The organism is Roseateles hydrophilus (assembly GCF_026712245.1).
Taxonomy (GTDB): Bacteria; Pseudomonadota; Gammaproteobacteria; order Burkholderiales; family Burkholderiaceae_C; genus Pelomonas; species Pelomonas hydrophilus.
Window position 1 is genome coordinate 1,261,326 of sequence record NZ_JAPPUY010000001.1, and the last position, 23,922, is coordinate 1,285,247.

Annotated in this window: 28 protein-coding genes; 8 read left to right on the top strand and 20 right to left on the bottom strand. The window is 68.7% G+C overall.

Going from position 1 to position 23,922, the window contains the following annotated elements; all coding sequences use genetic code 11:
- Positions 1-58 precede the first annotated feature (58 nt).
- Complete coding sequence (locus NYO99_RS05585; protein ID WP_268166097.1) at positions 59-2,077, top strand: prolyl oligopeptidase family serine peptidase; 2,019 nt, start codon at positions 59-61, stop codon at positions 2,075-2,077.
- Here the strand turns inward: NYO99_RS05585 and NYO99_RS05590 are convergent.
- From NYO99_RS05590 to rpsP, 9 genes are all read right to left on the bottom strand, one after another.
- Positions 2,049-2,582 (bottom strand): histidine phosphatase family protein, encoded by a 534-nt coding sequence (locus NYO99_RS05590; RefSeq protein ID WP_268166098.1) that lies wholly within the window; start codon positions 2,580-2,582, stop codon positions 2,049-2,051. The two genes, NYO99_RS05585 and NYO99_RS05590, sit on opposite strands and share 29 nt — an antisense overlap.
- Complete coding sequence (gene cobS / locus NYO99_RS05595) at positions 2,582-3,343, bottom strand: adenosylcobinamide-GDP ribazoletransferase (RefSeq protein WP_268166099.1); 762 nt, start codon at positions 3,341-3,343, stop codon at positions 2,582-2,584. Before cobS ends, NYO99_RS05590 begins: the two co-directional genes overlap by 1 nt.
- 2 nt (positions 3,344-3,345) lie before the next feature.
- The gene (gene cobT / locus NYO99_RS05600; protein ID WP_268166100.1) at positions 3,346-4,371 is read right to left on the bottom strand and encodes a nicotinate-nucleotide--dimethylbenzimidazole phosphoribosyltransferase; all 1,026 of its coding nucleotides are present in this window, start codon (positions 4,369-4,371) and stop codon (positions 3,346-3,348) included.
- A 60-nt stretch (positions 4,372-4,431) separates the two neighbouring features.
- Entirely contained in the window at positions 4,432-5,421 is a 990-nt protein-coding gene (locus NYO99_RS05605; protein WP_268166101.1) for a CobD/CbiB family protein, read from the bottom strand.
- A gap of 32 nt (positions 5,422-5,453) precedes the next feature.
- The gene (locus NYO99_RS05610) at positions 5,454-6,137 is read right to left on the bottom strand and encodes a CoA pyrophosphatase (protein WP_268166102.1); all 684 of its coding nucleotides are present in this window, start codon (positions 6,135-6,137) and stop codon (positions 5,454-5,456) included.
- A gap of 68 nt (positions 6,138-6,205) precedes the next feature.
- A complete protein-coding gene (gene rplS / locus NYO99_RS05615; RefSeq protein WP_133604921.1) occupies positions 6,206-6,559 on the bottom strand; it encodes a 50S ribosomal protein L19 in 354 nt (117 codons plus the stop codon).
- A gap of 127 nt (positions 6,560-6,686) precedes the next feature.
- Complete coding sequence (trmD, locus tag NYO99_RS05620) at positions 6,687-7,427, bottom strand: tRNA (guanosine(37)-N1)-methyltransferase TrmD (protein ID WP_268166103.1); 741 nt, start codon at positions 7,425-7,427, stop codon at positions 6,687-6,689.
- 4 nt (positions 7,428-7,431) lie between these two features.
- A complete protein-coding gene (rimM, locus tag NYO99_RS05625) occupies positions 7,432-8,031 on the bottom strand; it encodes a ribosome maturation factor RimM (RefSeq protein WP_268166104.1) in 600 nt (199 codons plus the stop codon).
- Positions 8,032-8,037: 6 nt separating this feature from the next.
- A complete protein-coding gene (gene rpsP, locus NYO99_RS05630) occupies positions 8,038-8,298 on the bottom strand; it encodes a 30S ribosomal protein S16 (RefSeq protein WP_268166105.1) in 261 nt (86 codons plus the stop codon).
- A 181-nt stretch (positions 8,299-8,479) separates the two neighbouring features.
- On the opposite strand from rpsP, the gene NYO99_RS05635 reads away from it, so the two are divergent.
- Both NYO99_RS05635 and NYO99_RS05640 read left to right on the top strand, forming a co-directional pair.
- Complete coding sequence (locus tag NYO99_RS05635) at positions 8,480-9,025, top strand: GNAT family N-acetyltransferase (protein WP_268166106.1); 546 nt, start codon at positions 8,480-8,482, stop codon at positions 9,023-9,025.
- Between the two features lie 8 nt (positions 9,026-9,033).
- Complete coding sequence (locus NYO99_RS05640) at positions 9,034-9,450, top strand: NINE protein (RefSeq protein ID WP_268166107.1); 417 nt, start codon at positions 9,034-9,036, stop codon at positions 9,448-9,450.
- Here NYO99_RS05640 and NYO99_RS05645 read toward each other — a convergent pair.
- From NYO99_RS05645 to murJ, 9 genes are read right to left on the bottom strand one after another with little or no spacing between them, the layout of a single operon-like run.
- Positions 9,444-10,454, bottom strand: coding sequence for an inorganic phosphate transporter (locus tag NYO99_RS05645; protein WP_268166108.1), 1,011 nt, complete (start codon positions 10,452-10,454; stop codon positions 9,444-9,446). The two genes, NYO99_RS05640 and NYO99_RS05645, sit on opposite strands and share 7 nt — an antisense overlap.
- A 12-nt stretch (positions 10,455-10,466) precedes the next feature.
- On the bottom strand, positions 10,467-11,114 hold the full coding sequence (locus NYO99_RS05650) for a DUF47 domain-containing protein (RefSeq protein ID WP_268166109.1): 648 nt from the start codon (positions 11,112-11,114) through the stop codon (positions 10,467-10,469).
- A 59-nt stretch (positions 11,115-11,173) separates the two neighbouring features.
- Positions 11,174-11,530, bottom strand: coding sequence for a DMT family protein (locus tag NYO99_RS05655; RefSeq protein WP_268166110.1), 357 nt, complete (start codon positions 11,528-11,530; stop codon positions 11,174-11,176).
- Between the two features lie 15 nt (positions 11,531-11,545).
- Positions 11,546-12,022 carry a 2-amino-4-hydroxy-6-hydroxymethyldihydropteridine diphosphokinase gene (gene folK, locus NYO99_RS05660; protein WP_268166111.1) on the bottom strand — a complete coding sequence of 159 codons (477 nt, stop codon included), beginning with the start codon at positions 12,020-12,022 and terminating at the stop codon, positions 11,546-11,548.
- Entirely contained in the window at positions 12,019-13,587 is a 1,569-nt protein-coding gene (pcnB, locus tag NYO99_RS05665; protein ID WP_268166112.1) for a polynucleotide adenylyltransferase PcnB, read from the bottom strand. Before pcnB ends, folK begins: the two co-directional genes overlap by 4 nt.
- Positions 13,584-14,252: an HAD family hydrolase gene (locus tag NYO99_RS05670; protein WP_268166113.1), complete on the bottom strand. Its 669-nt coding sequence runs from the start codon at positions 14,250-14,252 to the stop codon at positions 13,584-13,586. The genes pcnB and NYO99_RS05670 overlap by 4 nt, the downstream gene beginning before the upstream one ends.
- Complete coding sequence (gene hda, locus NYO99_RS05675) at positions 14,249-14,935, bottom strand: DnaA regulatory inactivator Hda (protein ID WP_268166114.1); 687 nt, start codon at positions 14,933-14,935, stop codon at positions 14,249-14,251. Before hda ends, NYO99_RS05670 begins: the two co-directional genes overlap by 4 nt.
- Positions 14,936-14,964: 29 nt before the next feature.
- The gene (locus NYO99_RS05680; RefSeq protein WP_268166115.1) at positions 14,965-15,819 is read right to left on the bottom strand and encodes a SirB1 family protein; all 855 of its coding nucleotides are present in this window, start codon (positions 15,817-15,819) and stop codon (positions 14,965-14,967) included.
- Positions 15,819-17,381 carry a murein biosynthesis integral membrane protein MurJ gene (murJ, locus tag NYO99_RS05685; protein WP_268166116.1) on the bottom strand — a complete coding sequence of 521 codons (1,563 nt, stop codon included), beginning with the start codon at positions 17,379-17,381 and terminating at the stop codon, positions 15,819-15,821. The genes NYO99_RS05680 and murJ overlap by 1 nt, the downstream gene beginning before the upstream one ends.
- A 120-nt stretch (positions 17,382-17,501) precedes the next feature.
- Here murJ and rpsT point away from each other — a divergent pair, with 120 nt between their 5' ends.
- Positions 17,502-17,798: a 30S ribosomal protein S20 gene (gene rpsT / locus NYO99_RS05690; protein WP_268166117.1), complete on the top strand. Its 297-nt coding sequence runs from the start codon at positions 17,502-17,504 to the stop codon at positions 17,796-17,798.
- A gap of 132 nt (positions 17,799-17,930) precedes the next feature.
- Here the strand turns inward: rpsT and NYO99_RS05695 are convergent, their stop codons facing one another.
- Positions 17,931-18,788, bottom strand: a complete 858-nt coding sequence (locus NYO99_RS05695) for an alpha/beta fold hydrolase (protein ID WP_268166118.1) — start codon at positions 18,786-18,788, stop codon at positions 17,931-17,933.
- A 90-nt stretch (positions 18,789-18,878) separates the two neighbouring features.
- Complete coding sequence (locus NYO99_RS05700) at positions 18,879-19,208, bottom strand: DUF3579 domain-containing protein (protein WP_268166119.1); 330 nt, start codon at positions 19,206-19,208, stop codon at positions 18,879-18,881.
- Between the two features lie 153 nt (positions 19,209-19,361).
- Here NYO99_RS05700 and NYO99_RS05705 point away from each other — a divergent pair, with 153 nt between their 5' ends.
- From NYO99_RS05705 to NYO99_RS05720, 4 genes are all read left to right on the top strand, one after another.
- Complete coding sequence (locus NYO99_RS05705; RefSeq protein ID WP_268166120.1) at positions 19,362-20,567, top strand: aspartate aminotransferase family protein; 1,206 nt, start codon at positions 19,362-19,364, stop codon at positions 20,565-20,567.
- Positions 20,564-21,526, top strand: a complete 963-nt coding sequence (argF, locus tag NYO99_RS05710) for an ornithine carbamoyltransferase (RefSeq protein ID WP_268166121.1) — start codon at positions 20,564-20,566, stop codon at positions 21,524-21,526. The genes NYO99_RS05705 and argF overlap by 4 nt, the downstream gene beginning before the upstream one ends.
- A 148-nt stretch (positions 21,527-21,674) precedes the next feature.
- Positions 21,675-22,451, top strand: a complete 777-nt coding sequence (locus NYO99_RS05715) for a metallophosphoesterase family protein (RefSeq protein WP_268166122.1) — start codon at positions 21,675-21,677, stop codon at positions 22,449-22,451.
- On the top strand, positions 22,448-23,902 hold the full coding sequence (locus NYO99_RS05720) for a bifunctional serine/threonine-protein kinase/universal stress protein (protein ID WP_268166123.1): 1,455 nt from the start codon (positions 22,448-22,450) through the stop codon (positions 23,900-23,902). Before NYO99_RS05715 ends, NYO99_RS05720 begins: the two co-directional genes overlap by 4 nt.
- Positions 23,903-23,922: the final 20 nt, after the last annotated feature.

Here is a 23,922-nt window from a genome sequence, read left to right on the forward strand (position 1 = left end):
CCCGGCCTCCGCTGAGAATGGGCGCCTTGAGCGCCCATTCTTCTTTTTCAAGGCTCCCATGACACCCTTCCGGATCTCCCTGTGCGCGCTGGCCACCGCCCTGCTCACCGCCTGCGCGTCCACCCCGACGCCCGCGCCCACTGCTGTCGTCGCGCCAAACGCCAACCTCATCGCGCAAGGCATTCCGCCGGTGCCGCAGAGCCTGGCGGACGCCGTCAGCCGCTACAACGACTTCCGCGGCCATGCCTTCGTTGACTGGCACCCTCAGCAGCGCGAGATGCTGGTGGCCCACCGCAAGGCCGGCGCCAACACGGCGCAGCTGTATCGCCTGAGCAGCCCCATGGGCGCGCTTCAGCAGCTGACAGACAGCGCCGAGCCGGTCACGCAGGCCAGCTATGAGCCGCGCACCGGGGAGTACATCGTCTTCGAGCGCGCCGCCGGCGGCAACGAGGTGGGCCAGCTGTACCGCCTGAGCCTGACACAGCCAGGCGCGCAGCCGCAGCTGCTGACCAATCCCGACGAGCGCCACGCGATGAACGGCTGGCTGCGCAACAGCGGTCAGCTCATCCATTCATCCGTGCCCATCGACCGCACGGCCCAGGGCGGCACGCGCAGCAAGGTCACCACCTCGCTGTGGCTGCTGGACCCGCTGAAGCCCGAGGGCCGGCGCAAGCTGGCCGAGCTGGACGGCGGGGGCTGGTCCGCCAGCCGGCCGTCGCCCGATGAGCGCAGCCTGCTGTTGTCTCGCTATCTGTCGGCCAACGAGTCGCAGGTCTGGCTGCTGGACATCGCCTCCGGTGCCATGCGGCAGTTGCTACCGGCCGTGGGCAGCCAGGAGCCCAAAGCCACGTACACGCCCGTGGGCTGGTCGGCGGATGGCGCCACGCTGTGGTTCGCCAGTGACCGCGCCGGTGAGTTCCGCGAGCTGATGACGCTCGCGATGGCAGGCGCCACCCCAGGGCGCATCACCCGCGTCAGCGGCCACATCCCGTGGGACCTCAACGGCGCCAGCCTGACCGCTGACCGCAGCAAGCTGGCGGCGCAGTTCAACGTGGATGGCCGCGACGAGCTGCGCTTCTTCGACGCTGCCACCGGCAAAGAGAGCGCAGCGCCCGCGACGCTGCCCCCCGGCAATATCGGCACGGCGGCCTACCACCGCGCACGCGCCGACCTGGCCTTCTCGGTCAGCAATGCCCAGGGCCCGGGCCAGATCTATTCGCTGGACGCCGAGGGCCGCGTGCAGCAGTGGACCAAGGCCTACGCGCCGGCTGGCGTGGACACGTCGACGTTCACCGAGCAGAAGGTCGTGCGCTGGAAGAGCTTCGACGGGACGACCATCTCCGGCCTGCTGACACCGCCGCCGAAGAAGTTCACCGGCAAGCGCCCGGTGCTGATCTCCATCCACGGCGGCCCCGAGTCCCAGGCGCAGATGGGCTTCCTGGGCCGCAATGCCTACTTCACACAGGAGCTGGGCATGGCGTTGATCCAGCCCAACGTGCGCGGCTCCACGGGCTATGGCAAGAGCTTCCTCGCGATGGACAACGGCTTCAAGCGCGAGGACTCGGTGAAGGACATCGGTGCGCTGCTGGACTGGATCGCCACGCAGCCCGACCTGGACGCCTCGCGCGTGCTCGTCACCGGCGGCAGCTACGGCGGCTACATGACGCTGGCCGTGTCGACGCACTACGCCGACCGCATCGCCGGTGCGATCGACGTGGTGGGCATCTCGCACTTCGTGACCTTCCTGAACAACACCGAGAGCTACCGCCGCGACCTCCGCCGCGTCGAGTACGGCGACGAGCGCGACCCGGCGATGCGGGCTCACCTGGAGAAGATCTCGCCGCTGACCAACGTGGCCAAGATCAAGAAACCGCTGTTCGTCATCCAAGGCAAGAACGACCCGCGCGTGCCGTACACCGAGGCCGAGCAGATCGTCGCCAAGGTGCGCGAAGGCGGCACGCCGGTCTGGTACCTGCGGGCCGAGAACGAGGGCCATGGTTTCCAGAAGAAGGAGAACCAGGACTTCCAGTTCTACGCCACCATCCTCTTCATGCAGCAGACGGTGCTGAAGCCGTAGGACGGCCATAGCCGGGCGGTGGCGGCCAGCTTGATGGTGTCGGCACCGCCCCGCCCTGCCAGTGCCTGGCGGTGATCCAGCCGCCGTGGCCCACGGCCAGCGCGCAGCGTGGAGTCCAGGCCGCGGCGCGGGTCAGCAGCGCGGCCAGCGACTCGCCGCCATCGAAATCAAAGCCGCAGAAGTCGTTCATCCAGCGGTCGAACTCGCCCGCTGCGATGGCGCGCCAGGGCCGGCCGTCCCAGCAGCCGAAGTCCATCTCGGCCAGTGCGGGATCGACCTGCCAGACAAAGCCCCAGCGCTTCAGCCAGCGCCCCACATCGGCGGCGCGGGCCAGCGGCGATGTGACGACCTCGCGCGGCAGCGCCTGCCGGCGCGCATGAGCGCGGATGCGGTGCGCCAGCCGCTTGGCCTTGCGCGGGTCCACCGGCAGGTCGGTGCGGCCACCGATGCAGCGTCCCTCGGCGCCGCGCGGCCGGGGGTGGCGCCAGATCGTGAAGGCCGGCATCACAGCGACGCTGTGAAGGCCAGCAGCACCGCGATCTCGGCCAACTGCTCGGTCGCACCCAGGCCGTCGCCGGTGTAGCCGCCCAGGCGGCGCTGGAGCCACTGGCGCATCAGCGTCGCCACGACGGCGGCTGCAGCCCCGGCCAGCAGCAGTTGCGACGCCGGCACGCCTGCCGCCGCCAGCCCGGCCAGCAACAAGCCGCACCAGGCCAGCGCGATGGCCACGCTGCGCGGCGCCACCGCCAGCGCGAGTGGCTTGGCCTTGGCGTGGTCGGCATCGCCGCCGTACGGCAGGCTGGCCATCACGCCCACCGCCGCCATGCGCGCCAGCGCGTGGCTGGTCAGCAGCGCGGCCACGGCGCCCAGCAGCGGCCGTGTCGCGAGCACCGCCAGCAGCGCGGCGCGCAGCAGCAGGCTCAGGCCCAATGCCAGCGCGCCGTAGCTGCCGATGCGCGAGTCCTTCATGATGGCCAGCGCCTTGTCGCGGCCGACGACGCCGCCCAGCGCGTCCAAGGTGTCGGCCAGGCCGTCCTCGTGGAAGCCGCCCGTCAGCGCGACGGTGGCTGCCAGCGCCAGCACCGCGGCTACCCAGGCCGGCCAGAACTGCGCGGCGCCCGCCAGCACGGCCGCACCGACCGCGCCCACCAGCATGCCCACCAGCGGGAAATGGCGCACACAGTCGTTCAGCCAGGCTGGCTCGAAGCGGTGCAGCCGCACCGGCAACCGCGTGAGGAACTGCAGCGCAACGAGGAACAGCCGCACGCTCAGCCCTTGTTGCTGACGCCGGCGCTGTCGAAGCTGGCCATGTCGGCCAGCAACGCGCAGGCCGCCGGCAGCAGCGGCCAGGCCAGCGCAGCGCCACTGCCCTCGCCCAGGCGCAGGTCCAGATCCAGCAGGGCCTGCACGCCCAGTCGCTGCAGCCAGCGCACATGCGGGCCTTCGGCCGAGCGGTGCGCGAACACACAGGCCGCCAGCACCCCAGGGCGCAGCGCCTCGGCCACGGCGACAGCGGCCGTCGTGATGAAGCCGTCCACCAGCACGACGCGGCGCTGCGCGGCGGCAGCGATGACGCTGCCGGCCATCGTGAGGATCTCGAACCCGCCCAGCGCCGCCGCGATCTCCAGCGGCGCCTGCGCGCCCGCGTTGGCAGCCAGCGCCTGCTGCAGCACCGCCTGCTTGCGCGCCAGGCCGGCGTCGTCCACGCCCGTGCCCCGGCCCACGCAGTCGGCCAGCGGCAGGCCGGTCAGCCGTTGCATCAGCAGGCTGGCCGACGAGGTGTTGCCGATGCCCATTTCGCCCAGCAGCAGCGCATTGCCCGGCAGGCGCTCGACAAAGGCACTGCCATTGCGCACCGCCTGCTCGGCCTGCACGATGGACATGGCCGGGCCGGCACTGGCGTCGGCTGTGCCAGCGGCGATGCGCAGGTCCACCGCGCCGTCCGCCAGCCGCGCATCGACGCCGCAATCCACGATCGTCAACGCCAGCCCCTGCTGATGCGCCAGCACCGACACGGCGGCGCCACCGGCCAGCATGTTGGCCACCATCTGCGGCGTGACCTCGCGCGGATAGGCCGAGACGCCGCGGCGCGACAGGCCATGGTCGGCCGCGTAGACCACCAGTTGCGGCGCATGGAGCTGCGGTCGTTCCACGCCCTGGATCAGCGCCAGCTGCAGGGCCAGCGCCTCGATGCGGCCCAGCGCCCCGAGCGGCTTGGTCTTGTGGTCGATGGCGTGCTGCACGCGGGCAGCCAGCCCGGCGTCGGCCAGCGCGGGCAGTTCAGGAAGGATCATGAGAGGCTTGCAAGGAGATGTCGCGACGGCCGGCGCCGCGATGAGGGGCGACGACGCGCCTCAGCCGACGAGATTGGCCAGCGTCAACAAGGCCAGCAACAGCATCCACAGCACCACGGACCGCCACACCAGGCCGACCACGCTCTGCAGGTGGGCCAACTGCGGCGGCGCGCCGGCCGTGGAACCGGCGGCGCCGGTGGCCGAGGGCTCCGAGCCGGCGTCGAAGGTGCGGCTGCGGTCCGGCGTGATGCCGGGTGCCGCCGCACCGCCCAGTTGCAGGCCCACGGCGCCCGCGGCGGACGCGAGGATGATGCCTTCGTTGGCATGCATCCACAGGCTGGCATCACGCCGCCACGCGTTCACCGCCTCCTCGAAGTTGCCCACGATGGCGAAGCCCGCCGCCGTCAGCCGCGCGGGCACGTGGTCGATGACCATGAAGGCCTGGCGCGACAGCGCCAGCAGGCGCGGGTTGGCGGGTGCGTCCAGCGTGCGGCTCTTGAAGGCCCAGTAGCGGCTGGCGAACTCCGCCATGCGGTAGATCAGCGCTCCCGCCGGCCCCAGGCCCAGCGTGGAAAAGACGATGAACCAGAAGAACACGCCGAACACGTGGCGATGCGCGGCCAGCAGCGAGTGCTCGATGACATGGCGGATCAGCTCCGTGCGCGGCAGCTCGCTGGCGTCCAGGTGGCGCCAGTCGGCCAGCAGCTGGCGGGCGGTCAGGTCGTCGCCACGCTCCAGCGCATCGCGGATGTCGGTGAAGTAGTGGCTGAACTGGCGGAAGCCCAGCGTCAGATAGAGCACCAGCACATTCAGCGCCAGCGCGAGCAGCAGGCTGAAGTGGCTCAAGCCCCAATATGCCAACGTCAGCAGCAGGCCCGGCACCAGCACCGTGATGGTCCAGACGATGACGGCATGGTGTTCGCCACCCGCATCGAAGTTGCGGCCCGTCCAGCGCACCCAACCGATGACGGACTGGTGCACACCGTTGCCGTGCCTCAGGGGCTTGAGTTGCTCACAGAGCAGGGCCAGCAGCACCGCGAAGAAATTCATGGGCCGGGATGATAGTGGCGCCGAGGGCGTCCTCAGGCCGTTGCGAGCAGTCGGTAGAGGTTGCGCAACATCGCAGCCGTCGCCCCCCAGATGAAGTACTCGCGCTCCGGCCCCTGCCAGGGCATGGACAGGAAGCGCCGTTCCACGCCGCCAAACTCGAAGCGGTGATGGCGGTGGTGGGCCGGGTTCATCAGAAAGGCCAGCGGCACCTCGAAGGCCTCGGCCACCTCGAAGTCGTCCAGCGCCAGCGTGAAGCCGGGCTCGACCAGCGCCACGACGGGCGTGACCTGGAAAGCCGTCACCGTCGAATACACCGGCAACTGGCCGATGACGTGGATGTGCTCGCGCGGCAGACCGATCTCTTCCTCGGTCTCGCGCAGCGCGGTGGCGATGGGGCCGTCGTCCTCGGGCTCGACGCGACCGCCGGGGAAGCTGATCTGGCCGGCATGGTCACGCAGGTGGTCGGTGCGGCGGGTCAGCAGCAGTGTGAGGCCCTCGTCGCGCTGCACCAGCGGCACCAGCACCGCTGCGCCGGCCGGCTCACGCTCGGCAAAGCGACCGCCGTCGCCGGCAAGCTCGGGCGTCCATGACGCCTGCGCTGCCAGGCGGGCGCGCAGGGCGTCGGGGGTGAGCGCGTCCGGCGGCACGGCCGGCAGATGGCTGTCGATGCTCGTGACTGGCACGAGCTGCGGCTGGGTGATGGCGGGTCGGGTCATGCAGCGGATAAAACAAAAGCCGCCGAGAGCGTAGCTCCAGGCGGCTTTGGCGGTGAGGAACCGGCTGATTAGGCCAGCTTTTCCTTGATACGCGCCGACTTGCCCGAACGCTGGCGGAGGTAGTACAGCTTGGCGCGGCGGACGTCACCGCGGCGCTTAACTTCGATCGACGCGATCAGCGGGCTGTACAGCTGGAACGTACGCTCCACGCCTTCGCCGCTGGAGATCTTGCGAACGATGAAGCTGCTGTTCAGGCCGCGGTTGCGCTTGGCAATCACGACGCCTTCGTAAGCCTGCACGCGCTTGCGGGTGCCTTCAACGACGTTCACGCTGACGATCACGGTGTCGCCGGGGGCGAAGGCCGGGATGGTCTTGTTCAGGCGAGCAATTTCTTCTTGCTCGAGGGTTTGGATCAGGTTCATCTGTACTCCTGGGATCTTGGCGGACCGCTATTTATCGGGATGTTTGCAGCACCGGCTCTCACCTGCACCACTCGACCCGCCAGAGGATCGGACAGCCCGCTAGTGTAGCGCGGCTTGCGGGTTTTGCCTAGAGCTTGGCCAGAAAGGCTTCGTCGGCCTTGCTGAGCCGGCCCGCGGCACGGGCTGCAGCGATCAGTTCAGGCCGCCGCGCCGCCGTCAGCGCCAGCGAACGCTCGCGGCGCCAGCGTCGGATATCGGCATGATGGCCGGACATCAGCACGGCCGGCACCTCACGGCCGTCGGGCAGCACCTCGGGGCGGCTGTAGTGCGGGCAGTCCAGCAGGCCGTCGGAGAAGCTGTCCTGCTGGTGCGATTGCGCATCGCCGAGCACGCCGTCCTGCAGTCGTGCGACCGCGTCCAGCAGCGCCAGCGCGGGCAGCTCGCCGCCAGACAACACGAAGTCGCCCAGGCTCAGCTCCAGCGTCACGTGGCGGTCAAGCACACGCTGGTCGATGCCTTCGTAGCGCCCGCACAGCAGAATGGCGCCAGGGCCGGCGGCCAGTTCCTGTACGAGTGGCTGGTCGATGCGCCGGCCGGTGGGCGTGAAGTGGATGACCGCTGGCGCCGCCTCACCACGATCCGCCTTGGCCGCGGCCAAGGCGCGCTCCAGCGGCTCCACCAGCATGACCATGCCGGGGCCACCGCCGTAGGGCCGGTCATCGACACGGCGGTAGTTGTCGTCGGCGAAATCGCGCAGCGGCCAGAAGCGCACATCAACCTGACGGCTCGCGAAGGCGCGCCGCGTGACGCCGTGCGTCAGATGCGGCGCGAACAGCTCCGGAAAGATCGTCAGGACATCGAAGCGCATGAGCTCAGAAATCCAGACCCCAGTCGACCGTGATGCGCTTGGCCTCAAGGTTCACGTCGTCGATGAAGGCACCCACGAACGGGATCAGGCGCTCCTGGTCCGGCTTGGCCGGCTCTTCCACGCCCGGCGGCAGGATGCGCAGCACGGCATGCGGGCCGGTGTCGATGAGGCCGATGACGCGGCCCAATGCCTGCGACTCGCGGTTGACGACGTCCAGCCCGATCAGGTCGACCCAGTAGTACTCACCATCAGGCGTGCGCGGGAAGTCGCTGCGGGGGATGTAGATCTCGTGGCCGCGCAGCGCCTCGGCGGCGTTGCGATCATCCACGCCCTCAGCGGTCGCGACGATGCCCTCGCCCTGCTCTCGCACCGAGCGCACGGCCAGCTGCTGCTGCCCAGGCTTGGGGCCGGTGGACTTCAGGTACCAGCGCTTGGCACTGAACAGCGCATCGGCATCGGCCGAGTACGCCTGCACCTTCAGGCCGCCCTTGATGCCCCAGGCGTCCAGGATGCGGCCCACCGGCACGAGGTCATCGGGCCAGCCGGCCGCAGAAGCAAAAAACGGCGCCGAGGCGCCGTCTTGCTGAGGCTTGTTGCCTGCCACGCTGGCTTAGGCGGCAGCGACGGCCGCCTTCTTGGCGTCGTCAACCAGGCGAGCCACGGTGGGCGACAGCTGGGCGCCGACACCGATCCAGTAGCTGACGCGGTCCTGCGCCACACGCAGCTTTTCAGCGGCGCCGGAGGCGATGGGGTTGTAGAAGCCGACGCGCTCGATGAAGCGGCCGTCACGGCGCTGAGCGCTGTTGGCGACGACGATGTTGTAGAAGGGGCGCTTCTTGGAACCGCCGCGAGCCAGACGAATGACAACCATGATGTTTCCTAAAAATTGGGCGACTACCGCACGAGGAGACACTCAGGGCGAGCAAGTCGAAAAAGGCAGAAAACCCCTGCCAGGGAAGGCTCCGTAGATACGCCGCGATTCGTTTGATCGAACTGCGACCGGCGCCAAAACCGCGCATTATAAACTCGATTGCATTCGTTCCCAAGCATCTATGTCACAAGCCGCCCCCACCTCGCCCCTGACCTTGCGTCCCAGCACCGACGCCGATTTGCCCGCCATCCAGGCCATCTACGCGCAAGCCGTCCTGGAAGGCACCGGCACCTTCGAAACCGAGGTGCCAGCCGTTGAGGAGATGGGCCGGCGCCGTGCCGAGGTGCTGAGCCGCCAGCTGCCCTGGCTGGTGGCCGAGCGTGACGGCCAGATCCTTGGCTACGCCTACGCCAACTACTTCCGCCCTCGCCTCGCCTATCGCTTTTGTGTGGAGGACTCCATCTATCTTGCCCCGGCCGCACAGGGCCAAGGCGTAGGCCGTTTGCTGCTGGCGGAACTGATCGCCCGCTGCGAAGCGGCGGGCGCGCGCCAGATGCTGGCCGTCATCGGCGACGCGGCCAACGCCGGCTCCATCGGCGTGCACACCGCGCTGGGTTTTGAGCACACCGGCGTGCTGAAGAGCGCCGGCTGGAAGTTCGGCCGCTGGCTGGACGTCGTGCTGATGCAGCGCACGCTGAGCGTGGGCGACACCACGGCACCCGAATGAGCGGCGACGTGAAGCACAAAGCCATCGCCACCTGGCTGGCGCTGCTGGTGGGCGTGTTCGGAGTTCACCGCTTCTACCTGCACGGCCTGAAGGACCGTTGGGGCTGGCTATTCCCGCTGCCCACTCTGCTCGGACTCGCCGGACTGCAGCGCATGAATGCCTTCGGTCAGGACGACCGCGCAGCGTGGGTGCTGATCCCGCTGCTGGGCATCAGTGTGGTCGCTGCACTGCTCGGCGGCATCGTCTATGGCCTCACGCCCGACGAACGCTGGAACGAGCGCTTCAACGCGGGCCAGCCCGCCAGCGCGGGCGGCTGGCCGGCCGTCATTGGCGTCGTGCTGTGCCTGTTCATCGGCGGCACGACGCTGATGGCGACCATCGCCTTCAGCGCCCAGCGCTACTTCGAGTCCCAGGTCGATCAGTAAAGCAGGAAGCTGACCCAGTAGCAGATCGCCGCCATCAGTGCGGCGGCGGGGATGGTGAAGATCCATGCCCAGACGATGCTGCCTGCCACGCCCCAGCGCACGGACGACGCGCGCTGCACCGAGCCCACGCCGACGATGGCGCCGGTGATGGTGTGCGTCGTTGACACCGGAATGCCCATGGCGGTGGCCAGGAACAAGGTGATCGCCCCCCCGGTCTCGGCGCAGAAGCCGCCGACCGGCTTGAGCTTGGTGATGCGCTGCCCCATGGTCTTGACGATGCGCCAGCCACCAAACATGGTGCCCAGGCCGATGGCGATGTAGCAGGACCAGATCACCCAGGCCGGCGGCGCCTTGTCGCCCACCGCCACCATGCCGGCGGCGATCAGCAGCATCCAGATCAGGCCAATGGTCTTCTGCGCATCGTTGCCGCCGTGGCCCAGGCTGTACAGCCCGGCCGACACCAGTTGCAGGCGCCGGAACCAGCCGTCGATGCGCAACGGCGACTTGCCGCGGCACAGCCACGCGACGATGACCATCAGCAACGAGCCCAGCAGGAAGCCCAGCGTCGGCGACACGATGATGAAGGCCACGGTCTTCCAGATGCCCGTGCCCACCAGCGCATCCGGCCCGGCCTTGGCCACCACGGCGCCGACGATGCCGCCGATCAGCGCGTGCGACGAGCTCGACGGGATGCCCCACCACCAGGTGATGGTGTTCCACGCAATGGCGCCGATCAGCGCGCCGAACACGACGTGGTGGTCCACGATGCCCGGCTCGACAATGCCCTTGCCAATCGTGGCCGCCACCTTGAGCTGGAAGAACGCAACGGCGATGACGTTGAAGAAGGCGGCAAACAGCACGGCCTGCTGCGGCTTCAGCACGCCGGTGGAGACGACGGTGGCGATGGAGTTGGCCGCGTCGTGGAAGCCGTTCATGAAGTCGAACAGCAGCGCCAGCACGACGAGCAGGGCCACCACCCAGAAGGCGATCTCAGCGGATGCCATCAGAGACCCCGATCAGGAGTTCTCGAGGACGATGCCCTCGATGAGGTTGGCGACGTCCTCGCAGCGGTCGGAGATGGACTCCAGCTGTTCGTAGATGGCCTTGAGCTTGATGAGCTCGCGCACGTCGGGCTCTTCTCGGAACAGGCGCGACATCGCCTCGCGCATGACGCGGTCGGCGTCGGACTCGAGGCGGTCGATCTCCTCGCAGGTCTTGATGGCCGCCTCGGTCGTGGCCGGCTGGCTCAGGTGCGGCAGCAGCGTGACGGCGTGCTGCACGCGCTCGCAGCAGCGCACCGACAGCGTGGCCAGTTGCAGCACCTGGTCGGGCACCGCGCGCACGTCGTACAGCGACAGCGTTTCCGAGGAGTCCTGCAGCAGGTCCAGGATGTCGTCCATCGCGTTGATCAGGCCATGGATCTGCTCACGGTCGATGGGCGTGATGAAGGTACGGTGCAGCAGCCGGTTCACCTCGGCCGTGACGCGGTCCGCCGCATGTTCGGCCTTGTCCACCTCGTCCGCGTACTGCTGACGCAGCGCGGTGTCGGTGTAGTTCTCGATCATCTTCTGGAAGGCGCGTGCGCCCGCAGCGATGAACGCGCCATGCTCGTTGAAGAGCTCAAAAAAATTGCCCTCGCGGGGCAGCAACTTGCCAAAGAACATGGCCAACCTCGGATTTTCGGAAGCCGCGCAGTCTAGCGGCCCTTGTCACAAAACCGTCATCACGCCGACCGAAAAATGAAGTAGACAGCCCCTAGCAGGCACAGGCCCGCCCACAGAAAGTCCAGCTTCAGCGGCTCCCCCATGTAGTACACGCTGAAGGGCACGAACACCGCCAGTGTGATCACCTCCTGCGTGATCTTGAGTTGCGCCAGCGACAAGCCGGCGCCGTGGCCGATGCGGTTGGCCGGCACCTGCAGCAGGTACTCGAACAGCGCGATGCCCCAGCTGATCAGCGCCGCGACGAACCACGGCTTGGTCGCCAGGCCCTTCAGGTGTCCGTACCAGGCGAAGGTCATGAACACGTTGGACAGCAGCAGCAGACCCACGGTCTGCCAGCCGGCGATGGTCGAGAACATCAGCGGAACTCCAGCTCAGATCGACAGCGGCCCCAGGCATTCGATGCGCTGGGCCTGCCAGTCACCGCTGGTCGCCAGCGCGGCCAACTCGGGCGCGATCTCCAGCAGAGGCCGCAGCACGAAGGCACGCTCATGCAGGCGCGGATGCGGCAGGGTCAGCCGCGGCGTGTCCAGCACCTGCGCGTCGTAGAGCAGCACGTCCAGGTCCAACGTGCGCGGCGCGTTCCGATAGGGTCGCTCGCGGCCGTGAGCCAATTCAATGGCCTGCACTGCATCCAGCAAGTCCAAAGGTGCCAGCTCGGTGTCCAGCGCAGCGACGGCATTCAGGAAGTCGGGCCCAAGAGCCTCCACCGGCGCGCTGCGCCAGGCGCTGGACAGGGCGACCAGTTGGGTGCCGGGCAACGCTGCCAGGCATCGGGCCGCATCGGCCAGCGTCTGCGCCAGATCGGCGCCCAGGTTGGCCCCCAGCCCGATGTAGGCGCGCGAGCTCACTCGGCGGCCGGCGTCGGCGCGGCCGCGCCCTCGCCGCCTCCGGCCGGCTTGCGGCGGCGACGGCGGCGCTTCTTCGCGGGCGCTTCGGCCACCGACTCGCCGGCTTCGGCCTCGTCGGTGTCGTCTGCAACATCAGCCGACTCGGCGCGCGGCGCACGCACGGCGCGCGGCTGGCGTTGCTGCGCGGCGCGCGCATCGGCCAGCAAGGCCTGGCGGTCATCATCACTGCCCAGCGCGAAGTCTTCCCACCAGTCGGCCAGGGCCGGATCGATCTCGCCGGCATCAGCGCGCAGGCGCAGGAAATCGAACCCAGCGCGGTAGCGCGGCTGCTCGACGAGGCTGAACACGCCTGAGCCGCTGCGGCGTTCGAAACGCGTCTGCATCATCCAGATCTCGCGCATGTCCGCCGCCAGCTTGCCGCGCCCGGAGATATCGCCGATGCGCGCGTCGAACACGGCGTCGATGGCCTGCGCCAGCGCCGGCACGGGCGGCTCGCCGCTGCTGCGGATGCGCGTCCAACGGTCCAGCACCTCATGCCACAGCATGCAGGCCAGCATGAAGCTGGGGCTGACGCCACGACCTTCCTGCACGCGGCGGTCGGTGTCCTCGAAGGCCTGGCGGACGAACTTGCCCCGCACGCCGTCCGGCAGATCGCCGCTGTCACTGAGCATGGCGTCCAGCACGGCAAACACACCGCCTGCGCCCTGCCCCACGAGGCCGAGCTTCTTCAACTGCACCAAGCTGGCCAGTGAATGGCCGGTCTGCAGCAGCTTGATCATCTCGTCGAAGAGGCGCGAAGCCGGCACGTTGCGCAGCAGGGCGATGGACTGCTTCACCGGCGCCAGCGTCTTGGGCTCCAGCGTGAAGCCCAACTTGGCCGCAAAGCGCACGGCGCGCACGATGCGCACCGGGTCTTCGCGGTAGCGCGCCTCGGGGTCGCCGATCATGCGCAGCAGCTTGGCGCGGGCGTCGGCCAGGCCGCCGTGGTAGTCCACGACGAGGCGGCGCTGCGGGTCGTAGTACATCGCGTTGACCGTGAAGTCGCGGCGGGCGGCATCTTCGACCTGCGGCCCCCAGACGTTGTCGCGCAGCACGCGACCACTGGCGTCCACGGCGTGGGACTTGCCTTCGAGCTCGCGCTTAGACGTTTTCTCGTTGCCCTCGACGGCATCGGACTCGGTCGGCAGTGCGCGGAAAGTGGAGACTTCGATGACCTCGTGCTCGCGCCCACGGCCGTACACGACGTGGACGATGCGAAAGCGCCGGCCGATGATGAAGGCGCGGCGGAACAGGCCCTTGACCTGCTCGGGCGTCGCGTTGGTGGCAACGTCGAAGTCCTTGGGGCGCACGCCCAGCAGCAGGTCGCGCACGGCGCCGCCGACGATGTAGGCCTCGAAGCCGGCATCCGTCAGCGTCTTGACCACCTTGACCGCGCGCTCGTCGAGCAGCTCGGGGTCGATGCCGTGGACGTCGGACGGGATCTCCACCCGCTTGCCGAGGGGGCTGGTCTTGCCGGCGGCCGCTGCGGGCTTACCGAGCAGCTTGTCAATGAACTTCTTGATCATGCGAAGAGTTGCAGCTGAGGCCAGCCGCGCTCGCCGGCGATCCGGGCGAGCGTCGCACTGGGATTGGTCGCCACGGGGTGGCTGACACGTTCGAGCAGGGGAAGGTCGTTGGTCGAGTCGCTGTAGAAGGTCACGCGCTCGAAATCGCGCCATTGTGCCCCCAGCCCCTGGAGCCAGCCCTGCACCCGCTCGATCTTGCCCTCGCGAAAGCTCGGCACGCCCCGGATGGCGCCGGTGTAGCGCCCCTGCTCGTCGCGCTCAAGCTGCACGGCGATCAGGTGCTCGATACCGAAAGCCCGGGCGAACGGCGCGGTGACGAACTCGTTGGTGGCGGTGACCAGCGCGATCAGATCGCCGGCCGCGCGGTGCCGCTCGACGAGCGCCCGCGCCTCAGGCCGCAGCGCCGGCTCACCGATCTCGGCCATGAAGCGCTCGCGCATCGCCAGCGCCTCTTCCAGAGGCCGATGGCGCCAGGCCGAGGTGGCGAACTCGACATAGGCCGGCAGGTTCAGCGTGCCCGCGTTGTACTGGGCGAAGAACTCATCGTTGCGCGCGCCCCAGGCCGCACCGTCTGCCCACCCCACGTCGACCATGAAGGCCCCGAAGGAATGGTCGGAATCCACCGGGATCAGCGTCCCGTCGAGATCGAACAGCGTGAGATTCATAAAGTGGGGTCAGAGTCAATTTTCTCGTCAGCCAGCATGGCCTTGAGCAACGGCACCGTCAGCGCGCGCTTGTTGGCCAGCGCGAACTCGTCGAGCCGCTCCAGCAGCGCCATCAAGCCCTTGAGATTGCGCTCGAAGCGGGTCAGCAGATAGCTCAGCACCTCGTCGCCAAGCAGCAGCCCGCGGCGATCAGCCTCGCGGCGCAGGGCCGCGCGCATCTCGGTCTCGCCGAGCGGCGTCAGCTGGAAACTGGGCCCCCAACCGAGGCGGGTGCGCAGGTCTTCGCGCACGGCCAGGTCGACAGCGGGCGCATCGGCCGTCGCGACAACGGTGTAGCCCTGCCCCGCCGACTGAACAAACAGCGCGAAGGCCGCATGCTGCTGGCCGGCATCGAAGCGCTGGCAGTCGTCCAGCAGCAGCAGGCTCTCGTGCGCGGGAAGCTCCCAGGGCAGCGGCGTGTCGGCGTCATACCAGGCGACGCGCTGACCCGCGGCCTGCCAGCGCTCGGCCAAGGCCTGCAGCAGGTGGGTCTTGCCGGAGCCGGCCGGCCCCCACAACAGCACGGGCGGGTCTGCCGGCAGCAAGCCCAGCAGGTAGGCCAGCGCCTCGGCGTTGGCGCCGGGCAGAAAATTGTCGAAGCTGTGCGCGGGCGGCGCCAGCAGCGCGAGGGGCAGCTGTCTCATCAACGGTGCAAACTTGAGGGCGCGGATTGTCACTGAAGCGGAGGCCGCCGCCCGGCAGCCCGGTCCAGTCGCACGCGCAGACTCGCGGCGTCGGGCGCGTCGGGGCACTGCGCGAGGTAGAAATCCAGGTCGTCGGCAGCCGCGGCCTGCGCGCCCAGCGCCTCCAGCACCAGGCCGCGGTCACGCCGCTCAGCGGCCTCATCGGGCAGCAACACAACCAGGCGTTGCTGTATCGCCAGCAGGCGCACCCAGTCGCCCGCCGCACGATGCACCTCCTTCAGGTTGCGCAGCATGCGCGCAAGAATCTGCCGCGGCGACGCTGCACGTAGGAAGAACTCCAGCGGCACCGGCATGTCCTGAGGCAAGCCGCTGTCCTGGCGGTAGAGGGCGAGCCGCTCTTCCAGCCGAGAGGGCGACAAGGCGTCGCCGGTGAAGGGGTCCAGCACCACCTCGCCCAGCCCCATGCGGCACTTGACGAGGAAATGCCCCGGGAAGGCCACACCCGCCATGCGCAGGCCGGCGTGCTCACCCAACTCCAGCAACAGCACGGCCAGCGTGATGGGAATGCCGCGACGCGTCTGCAGCACCCGGTGGATGAAGCTGTTGTCGGCCGCGTAGTAGTTGTTCAGGTTGCCGGCAAAGCCCAGCTCACCGTGAAAGAAGCGCGTCAACTGGCGCAGGCGCTCGGGTGGCGAGGTCTGCGGCGTCAGGCGCTCACGCAGCCGGCGCGCCAGGCCATCCACCTCGGCCAGCACGGCCTGCACGTCCAGCGTCGGGCATTCATCCTGCGCGAGGCTGATGGCAGCCTCCAGCAGGTTCAGCCCCTTGTCTTCCGCCACCAGCGCGGCGAAGTAGTCCAGCGGCGTGGGCGCAACGTAGCGCATCAGCCCGGCCGCCCCAGCGCGCGCGGGCGCAAGCCCGCAAGTGCCAGCACACCGAAGTAGACGGCGGCACTGCCCGCCAGGCTGGCTGCCATCACCAATGCACGCTGCCATTCATGCGCGCCGAGCGCGATCCAGTCCAGCCGCGTCGACAGCCACCACTGCAGGGCGCCCATCGCCGCACAGCCCAGCGCCACGCGCAACCCGAAGGCCAGCCACCCGGGCTCCGGCCGGTAGCCACCCAGGCGCCGCAGCCCGAACAGCAGCCAGCCGGCATTCACCAGCGCGCCCAAGCCGATCGACAAGGCCAGGCCCGCCACGCCCAGCCACGGCACCAGCGCCAGATTGAACAACTGGGTCAAGACGAGCACTGCGATCGCGATCTTGGCGGGCGTGCCGGTGTCCTGCCGCGCATAGAAGCCTGGCGCCAGCACCTTGATGGCCACCAGACCCAGCAAGCCCACGCCCCACCCCATCACGGCCTGAGCCGTCTGCGCCACATCGGACGGCAGGAACTTGCCGCGGTGGTAGAGCACGGCCGTCAGCGGCTCAGCAAACAGCAGCAACGCGACGGCACACGGCAGCGCCAGCAACAGCACCATGCGCAAGCCCCAATCCAGCAGCCGGCTGTAGCGCTCCGCCTCGCCTTTGGCCTGAGCCGCCGACAACTGCGGCGTCAGCACAGCCCCCAGCGCGACACCAAGCAGTCCGATCGGAAACTCCATCAGCCGGTCTGCGTAGTTGAGCCACGACGTGGCGCCCGCAGCAATGTGCGTGGAGATCTGTGTGTTGATCATCAACGACAACTGCGCCACGCCAACGCCGAGCAAGGCCGGCCCCATCTTCACGAGCACGGTGCCCACGCCCGGATGAGCCCATGACTCCCGCAGGCCGCGCCAACTCAGCCGCATGCGTGGCATCGCTCCGATCGCTCGCAGTGCGGGCCACTGCACCAGCAACTGCAGCACACCACCCAGCATGACGCCGATGGCCATCGCATAGATGCCCGGATGGCCGGCACGCTCCAGTGGCCCGGCCAGCGCCCAGCCGACGGCGATGACACTCAGGTTCAGCAGCACCGGCGTGGCCGCCGGCACGACGAAGCGCTTCCAGGTGTTCAGGATGCCCGCGGCCAGCGCCACCAGCGACATGCAGCCGATGTACGGGAACATCACGCGCGTCATCACGACGGACGCGTCGAACGCCTCGGGCGACTGCCCGGCCCCCAGCATCCACACCAACACCGGCGCCCCCAGCACACCCACGACGGACGTCACCACCAGCGCCCACAGCAACACCGTGGCCACAGCGTCGATCAAACGCTTGGTGGCGTCCTCCCCATCGGTGGCGCGGGTGGCCGCCAGCAGCGGCACGAAGGCCTGCGAGAACGCCCCTTCGGCAAACAGGCGTCGCAGCAGGTTCGGAATCCGAAACGCGACGAGAAACGCGTCCGTCATGGCGGTCGCGCCAAACAAGGCGGCCACCATGGTCTCGCGTACCAGGCCGGTGATGCGCGACGCCAGGGTCAGCAAAGAGATGGTTGACGCGGCGCGCAGCAGATTCATGGCGCGGGATTATCTGTGTCGTCGCCACAAGAACTGACGAAACTACGCGTCGACACTTGGCTTTAACAATGAAACCGCGCTATACTCGCTGTCTTTGCACCAACTGGGTATAGATACAGCATGGCAACCAGCTCCAAAGCCAAGAAGAAGACGGTTCGCCTGGCATCGGGCCGCAAGCGCGCCCGCCAGGACGTCAAGCTCAACGCCGCGAACACCGCGCTGCGCTCCAAATTCCGCACGGTCATCAAGAACGTGCAAAAGGCCGTGACGGCTGGCGACAAGGCCAAGGCCGCCGACCTGTTCAAGACCGCCCAAGCCGTCATCGACTCCGTCGCCGACAAGGGCATCTTCCACAAGAACAAGGCTGCTCGTCACAAGAGCCGCCTGTCCGCCAAGATCAAGGCGCTCGCCGCCTGATAACCAATCCAGCTCTGGTGCAAGCAGAAGGCCCGCTTAGGCGGGCCTTTTGCATTTCCGGATGCTGCCGGCGACCGGTACGCGCCACGCCCGAGCCACGCCGCCGGCATGACGGCTCGAAGGCTCAGCCGCTCAGTGCCACTCGCCCGGCCCGACACCCTGAATGCTGCGATCGCGCATCCAGTCGGCGATGGCACGCGCCACCCACAAGGGATCGTCCAGCGGCAGGTCGTGCCCTGCACGGGTATGCATGCGCAGCGGCGCACCCCAAGCACGGCTGATTGCCTGCGAGCACCGCCAATCCACCAGACCGTCCGCCTTGCTGCAGAGCAGCAGCATGGGCGCCGCAGGCCGTGTGCGGCTGGCCCGGTAGCGCACACTGGCAAGCAACTGGCGCACCGTGTTGCGCACCCCCAGCGGATGCTGACGCTGCAGTTCCAACCAGCGGTCGATGACCGACTGTGGCGGCGTCAGCCGCGTCGTCAGGCTCAACACACGCTCCTCGCGCATGCGCGCGCCGAAACGACTCAGTGACAGCAGCGCCAACCCCAGGTAGTTCAGCGGCCGCGACTTGCGGAACAGCTCGCTGAACGGCCGCAAGCTGGGATTGATCAATACCCCGGCATCGACCTCCGCCGGATAGCGATTCGCCCAATCGCTCAATACCGCTGCACCGAGCGACATGCCCAGCACCGACACCGGCGCACTGACGCCCTGGCGTTGCAATTGCGCGCGACAGGCGTCCACGATGGCCGACACCTGTGTGGGACTGGGCTGGCGCCGCAAGGTGCCTGTGCCAGGCAGATCCAGCGAGATCACCCGCACATCAGGCCTCAACGCCTGCAACTCGTGCCGCAGGTGCTCAGGAAAGACGCCCCAATGACCGCTTTCCCGGGACATGCCGCGCAGCAGCACCCAGACGGGCGATGCAGCTACGACCCCTGTGCGCAGCTGCGCGGCGGGGCCCTCGGACACAGGGCTGGCGATCATTGGCATGTGGAAAAAGGCACAGAGCGAGCTTAGCCGTGGCGCCGCCACACGTCGCCTGGGGGTGTCGCTAAGCACCCACCGATCAGGGGGTCAGGCCCCCGGTTTACCGTCAGGCAGCAGACAGGCGTCGGCCACTTGCAGGTTGTTGTCACGGGCGAAGTTCATGACGAAGTCCCAGGCCATGGGTTCCAGGCGCCGCAGTTCTTCGTTGACGATGACGCACTTCACGCCATTGATAACGGTCGGCACGCAATACGGCGAATAGCCGATGTGAGCGCCGATGCCCATGCGGGCGCCGCCGGGGCGGAAGCTGGACATCGCACCGGCCAGGCGCTCGGCCCAGTCGCTCGGGCGGAAGGTGCGTCCATCCAGTGTCACACCCTGGATGAATACTTCGCGCGGCGGGGAGGCAACGGTCATGGAAAGTGGTGGGCTTCGCGGGTCAGCGGAGGGACGCCGCCAAAGACCGCTATTGTGCCTCGGCTCATGCCGTTCTATTGCGGCGCAGCAAAGCGCCGTGCATCGCGTCCTAGAATCAAAAGCTCATTTTTTCTCGACTCAATCGGAGCCCCGATGACCGCTGCGCCCCTTCCCTCCGACGCCCACGTGATGCCGACCTACGGCCGCCTGCCCGTTGCGCTTTCGCACGGCCAGGGCGCGTGGGTCTGGGACACGGCCGGCCGACGATTGCTGGACGGGCTGTCGGGCATCGCTGTCAACACACTGGGCCACAACCACCCACGCCTCGTGGCGGCGTTGCAGGATCAGGTCACCAAGCTGATTCACACCAGCAACTACTACCGCATCCCCCTGCAGGAACAGCTGGCTGACAAGCTTGTCGAGCTGTCGGGCCTGACCAACGTCTTCTTCTGCAACAGCGGGCTGGAGGCCAACGAGGCGGCACTGAAGATCGCCCGCAAGTTCGGCCATGACCGCGGCGTCGAGTCGCCAGAGGTGATCGTTTTCGAGGGCGCCTTTCACGGCCGCTCCATCGCGACGCTGTCGGCCACGGCCAACCCCAAGATTCAAGCCGGCTTCGGCCCGCTGGTGCCGGGCTTCGTGCGCGTGAAGCTGAATGACATTGCCGCCGTCGAGGCCGCCATCGCGGCCCACCCCAACGTGACAGCCATCTTCCTGGAGACCATCCAGGGCGAAGGCGGCATCAACCCGGCCCGCATCGAATTCCTGCAGGGGCTGCGCCGCGTCTGCGACCAGCACAACCTGCTGCTGATGCTGGACGAGGTGCAGTGCGGCATTGGCCGCACCGGCAAGTGGTTCGCCCACCAATGGGCGGGCATCCAGCCCGACGTGATGCCGCTGGCCAAGGGCCTGGGCTCGGGCGTGCCCATCGGCGCGGTCGTCTGCGGCCCGCGTGCGGCCGACGTGCTGAAGGCCGGCAACCACGGCACCACGTTTGGCGGCAATCCGCTGGCCATGCGTGCCGGCGTCGAGACGCTCAAGGTCATGGCAGAGGACGGCCTGCTGGCCAACGCCGCGGCAGTCGGTGCGACGCTGCGCGACGGGCTGGCCGAAGGGCTGGCAGGCGAAGCCGGCGTCGTCGACATCCGCGGCCAAGGCCTGATGCTGGGCATCGAGCTGGACCGCCCCTGCGGCGTGCTGCTGACGCGCGCGCTCGACGCTGGTCTGCTCATCAGCGTCACGGCCGACCGGGTCGTGCGCCTGCTGCCGCCGCTGATCCTCACCCACGACGAAGCGCGCCAGATCACCGCGATCCTCGTGCCGCTGATCAAGGCCTTCCTGGCCGAACCCAAGCCATGAAGCCGGGAGACAGCCTGATGCGCCACTACCTCCAGTTCAAGGACCTGCGGGCCGAGGAGTACGCCCACCTGTTCGACCGCGCGGGCATCATCAAGCGCCGCTTCAAGAACTACGAGAAGTACCAGCCGCTGCAGGATCGCACGCTGGCCATGATCTTCGAGAAGGCCAGCACACGCACGCGTGTCAGCTTCGAGGCGGGCATGTACCAGATGGGTGGCTCGGTCGTGCACCTGACGACCGGCGACAGCCAGCTGGGCCGCGCCGAGCCGGTGGAAGACTCGGCGCGCGTCATCAGCCGCATGGTCGACATCGTCATGATCCGCACCTTCGAGCAGAGCAAGATCGAGCGCTTCGCGGCGCACTCGCGCGTGCCGGTCATCAACGGGCTGACCAACGAGTACCACCCCTGCCAGATCCTGGCCGACCTGTTCACCTTCATCGAGGCCCGTGGCATGGACCGCCGCGGCAGCATCGACATGGACTGCCTGAAGGGCCGCGTCGTGGCCTGGGTGGGCGACGGCAACAACATGGCCAACACCTGGCTGCAGGCGGCGGAGATCCTGGGCTTCACGGTGCATGTCAGCACGCCCAGCGGCTACGAGATCGACCCGGCCGTGGCAGGCATCAAGGATGCAAGCTGCTACAAGGTCTTCAAGGACCCGCGCGAGGCTTGCATCGGCGCCGACCTCGTCACCACCGACGTCTGGACCAGCATGGGCTACGAGGCAGAGAACGAGGCCCGCAAGGCCGCCTTCGCCGACTGGTGCGTGGACCGCGACATGATGTCCCGCGCCAAGCCGGACGCGCTGTTCATGCACTGCCTGCCGGCGCACCGCGGCGAGGAAGTCACGGCCGACGTCATCGACGGACCGCAGTCCGTGGTGTGGGATGAAGCCGAGAACCGCATGCACGTGCAGAAAGCCCTCATGGAGTACCTGCTGCTGGGCCGCATCGGTTGACGCCACCTGCCCCGCGCAAACCGCCGGCCGCGTGCCGGCTTTTTTGTGCCCGTGCCGCAACGCCCTTGCAGCCTTGGCGAGCCAGCCTTCGCGGCTTGCGCGCCACGCGGCAGCTGGACGTCAGCGCTTCATGGCAAGCTGTCGGGCTATGCGCTGGGCTTTCATCACCGACATCCATGCCAACCGGCACGCCTTCGAGGCCGTGCTGGCGGACGCCAGCGCCCAGGGCGCGACGCATTTCGCGCTGCTGGGCGACTTCGTCGGCTACGGCGCCGACCCCGCCTGGGTGGTCGATCGCGTGATGGCCCTGGTGGCCGACGGCGCCATCGCCATCCAGGGCAACCACGACGAGGCGGTGGCCCACGGCAGCACGCCCGGCATGCACCCGGACGCCCGCGCCGTCATCGACTGGACGCGCGCCCAGCTCAACGAAGACCAGCTGCGCTTTCTCGCCCGGCTGCCGCTGCAGGCGCACGGCGACCCGGGCCACTGCCTGTTCGTGCACGCCAACGCCTTCCAACCCGGCGGCTGGGAGTACGTGCAGGGCCGGGCCGAGGCCGTGAAGAGCCTGCATGCCAGCCCGGCCCGCATCCAGGCCTGCGGCCACATGCACGAGCCCATGCTGTATCACCTGTCGGGCACCGGCAAGGCGGGCGACTTCCGCCCGCTGGCCGGCGTGCCCATGCCGCTGCCCGGCCACCGGCAGTGGCTGGTCGTGCCGGGCGCCTGTGGCCAGCCGCGCGACGGCAACCCAGCCGCCTGCTATGCGCTGCTCGACCCTGCCACCAGCGACCTGGCCGATGCCCGCGTGACCTTCCAGCGCGTCGGCTACGACGTGGAGGCGGCCTGCGCCGCCCTGCGCGCCACCGACATGCCCACCATCCTTGTTGAACGCCTGGCTCGCCGGCTGACCCTGGGCGAATGAGCAGCACCGCACTCCCCTCCCCGACCACCGCACCCGCTCCGCTGGAGGCTGGCCAGGTGCTGGACGGCTTCCGGCTCGAAGAGCGCCTGCACCAAGGCGGCATGGCCAACCTGTGGCGCGTGAGCCGCGTCGACGCCGGCACGGACGACGGCCACGAGCTGCTGATGAAAGTGCCGCGCATCAAGGGCGGCGAGGACCCGGCCACCATCGTCGGCTTCGAGGTCGAGCAGATGCTGATGCCGCAACTCAGCGGCCCGCATGTGCCGCGCTTCATCGCGCGCGGCGACTGGACGCGCCAGGCCTTCATCGTCATGGAGCGCATTCCCGGCGAGACGCTGCGCCCGCGGCTGGACGACGCACCGCTGCCGCCCGAGGAAGTGGCCGACATCGGCGCCCGCGTGGCCACGGCACTGGCCGCGCTGCACCGCCAGCATGTGGTGCACCTGGACATCAAGCCCAGCAACATCATGTTCCGGCCCGACGGCACGGCCGTGCTGGTGGACTTCGGCCTCAGCCGCCATGCCCAGCTGCCCGACCTGCTGGAAGAGGAGTTCACGCTGCCCATGGGCACCGGCCCCTACATGAGCCCGGAGCAGGTGCAGTTCGTGCGCAGCGACCCACGCAGCGACCTGTTCGCGCTGGGCGTGATGCTCTACCACCTGGCCACCGGCGAGCGCCCCTTCGGCCAGCCCGACTCGGTGCGCGGCCTGCGCCGGCGGCTCTACGTGGAGCCGGTGCCGCCACGCGCCATCCGCCCCGAGCTGCCGCCGTGGCTGCAAGAGATCATCCTGCGCTGCCTGGAAGTGCGCGCCGAGCGCCGCTACCAGAGCGCGGCCCAACTGGCGCTGGACCTGCGCGAGCCCCGCGGCGTGGTGTTGACGGCGCGCGCCGAGAAGCTGCACACCAGCGGCGTCATGCGCCGGCTCAAGCGCTGGTTCTTCGCGATGGGCTCCGAGCCCGCGCCGGTGGCCCAACACGGCCAGCAGCTGGCCCGCAGCCCCATCGTGATGGCCGCCGTGGAGCTGGACCGCGGCACGCCCGAGCTGCGCGCCCAGCTGTGCGAGACGGTGCGCCGCATCGTGCAGACCGAGGCCGGCGCGCGGCTGGCCTGCGTGGCCGTCATGAAGATCAACCGCATCGGCATCGACGAACTCACCGACCAGCACGGCCAGAGCCTGCATGTGAAGCAGCTCATCGCGCTCAAGCATTGGGCCCGCCCCATCAGCAAGGCGCTGAACCTGGACGACGGCCGGCTGACCTTCCACGTGCTGGAGGCCCCGGACGTGGCCGAGGCGCTGGTGGACTTTGCGCGCCGCAACGGCGTGGACCACATCGTCATGGGCGCACGCGGCGCGTCGCCGGTGCGGCGCTACCTGGGCAGCGTGTCGGGCTATGTGGTCGCCGAGTCCGACCGCACGGTCACCGTCGTGCGCGAGCCGCGCACCGAGTGAGCCGGGCGGCGTCCCGCCGG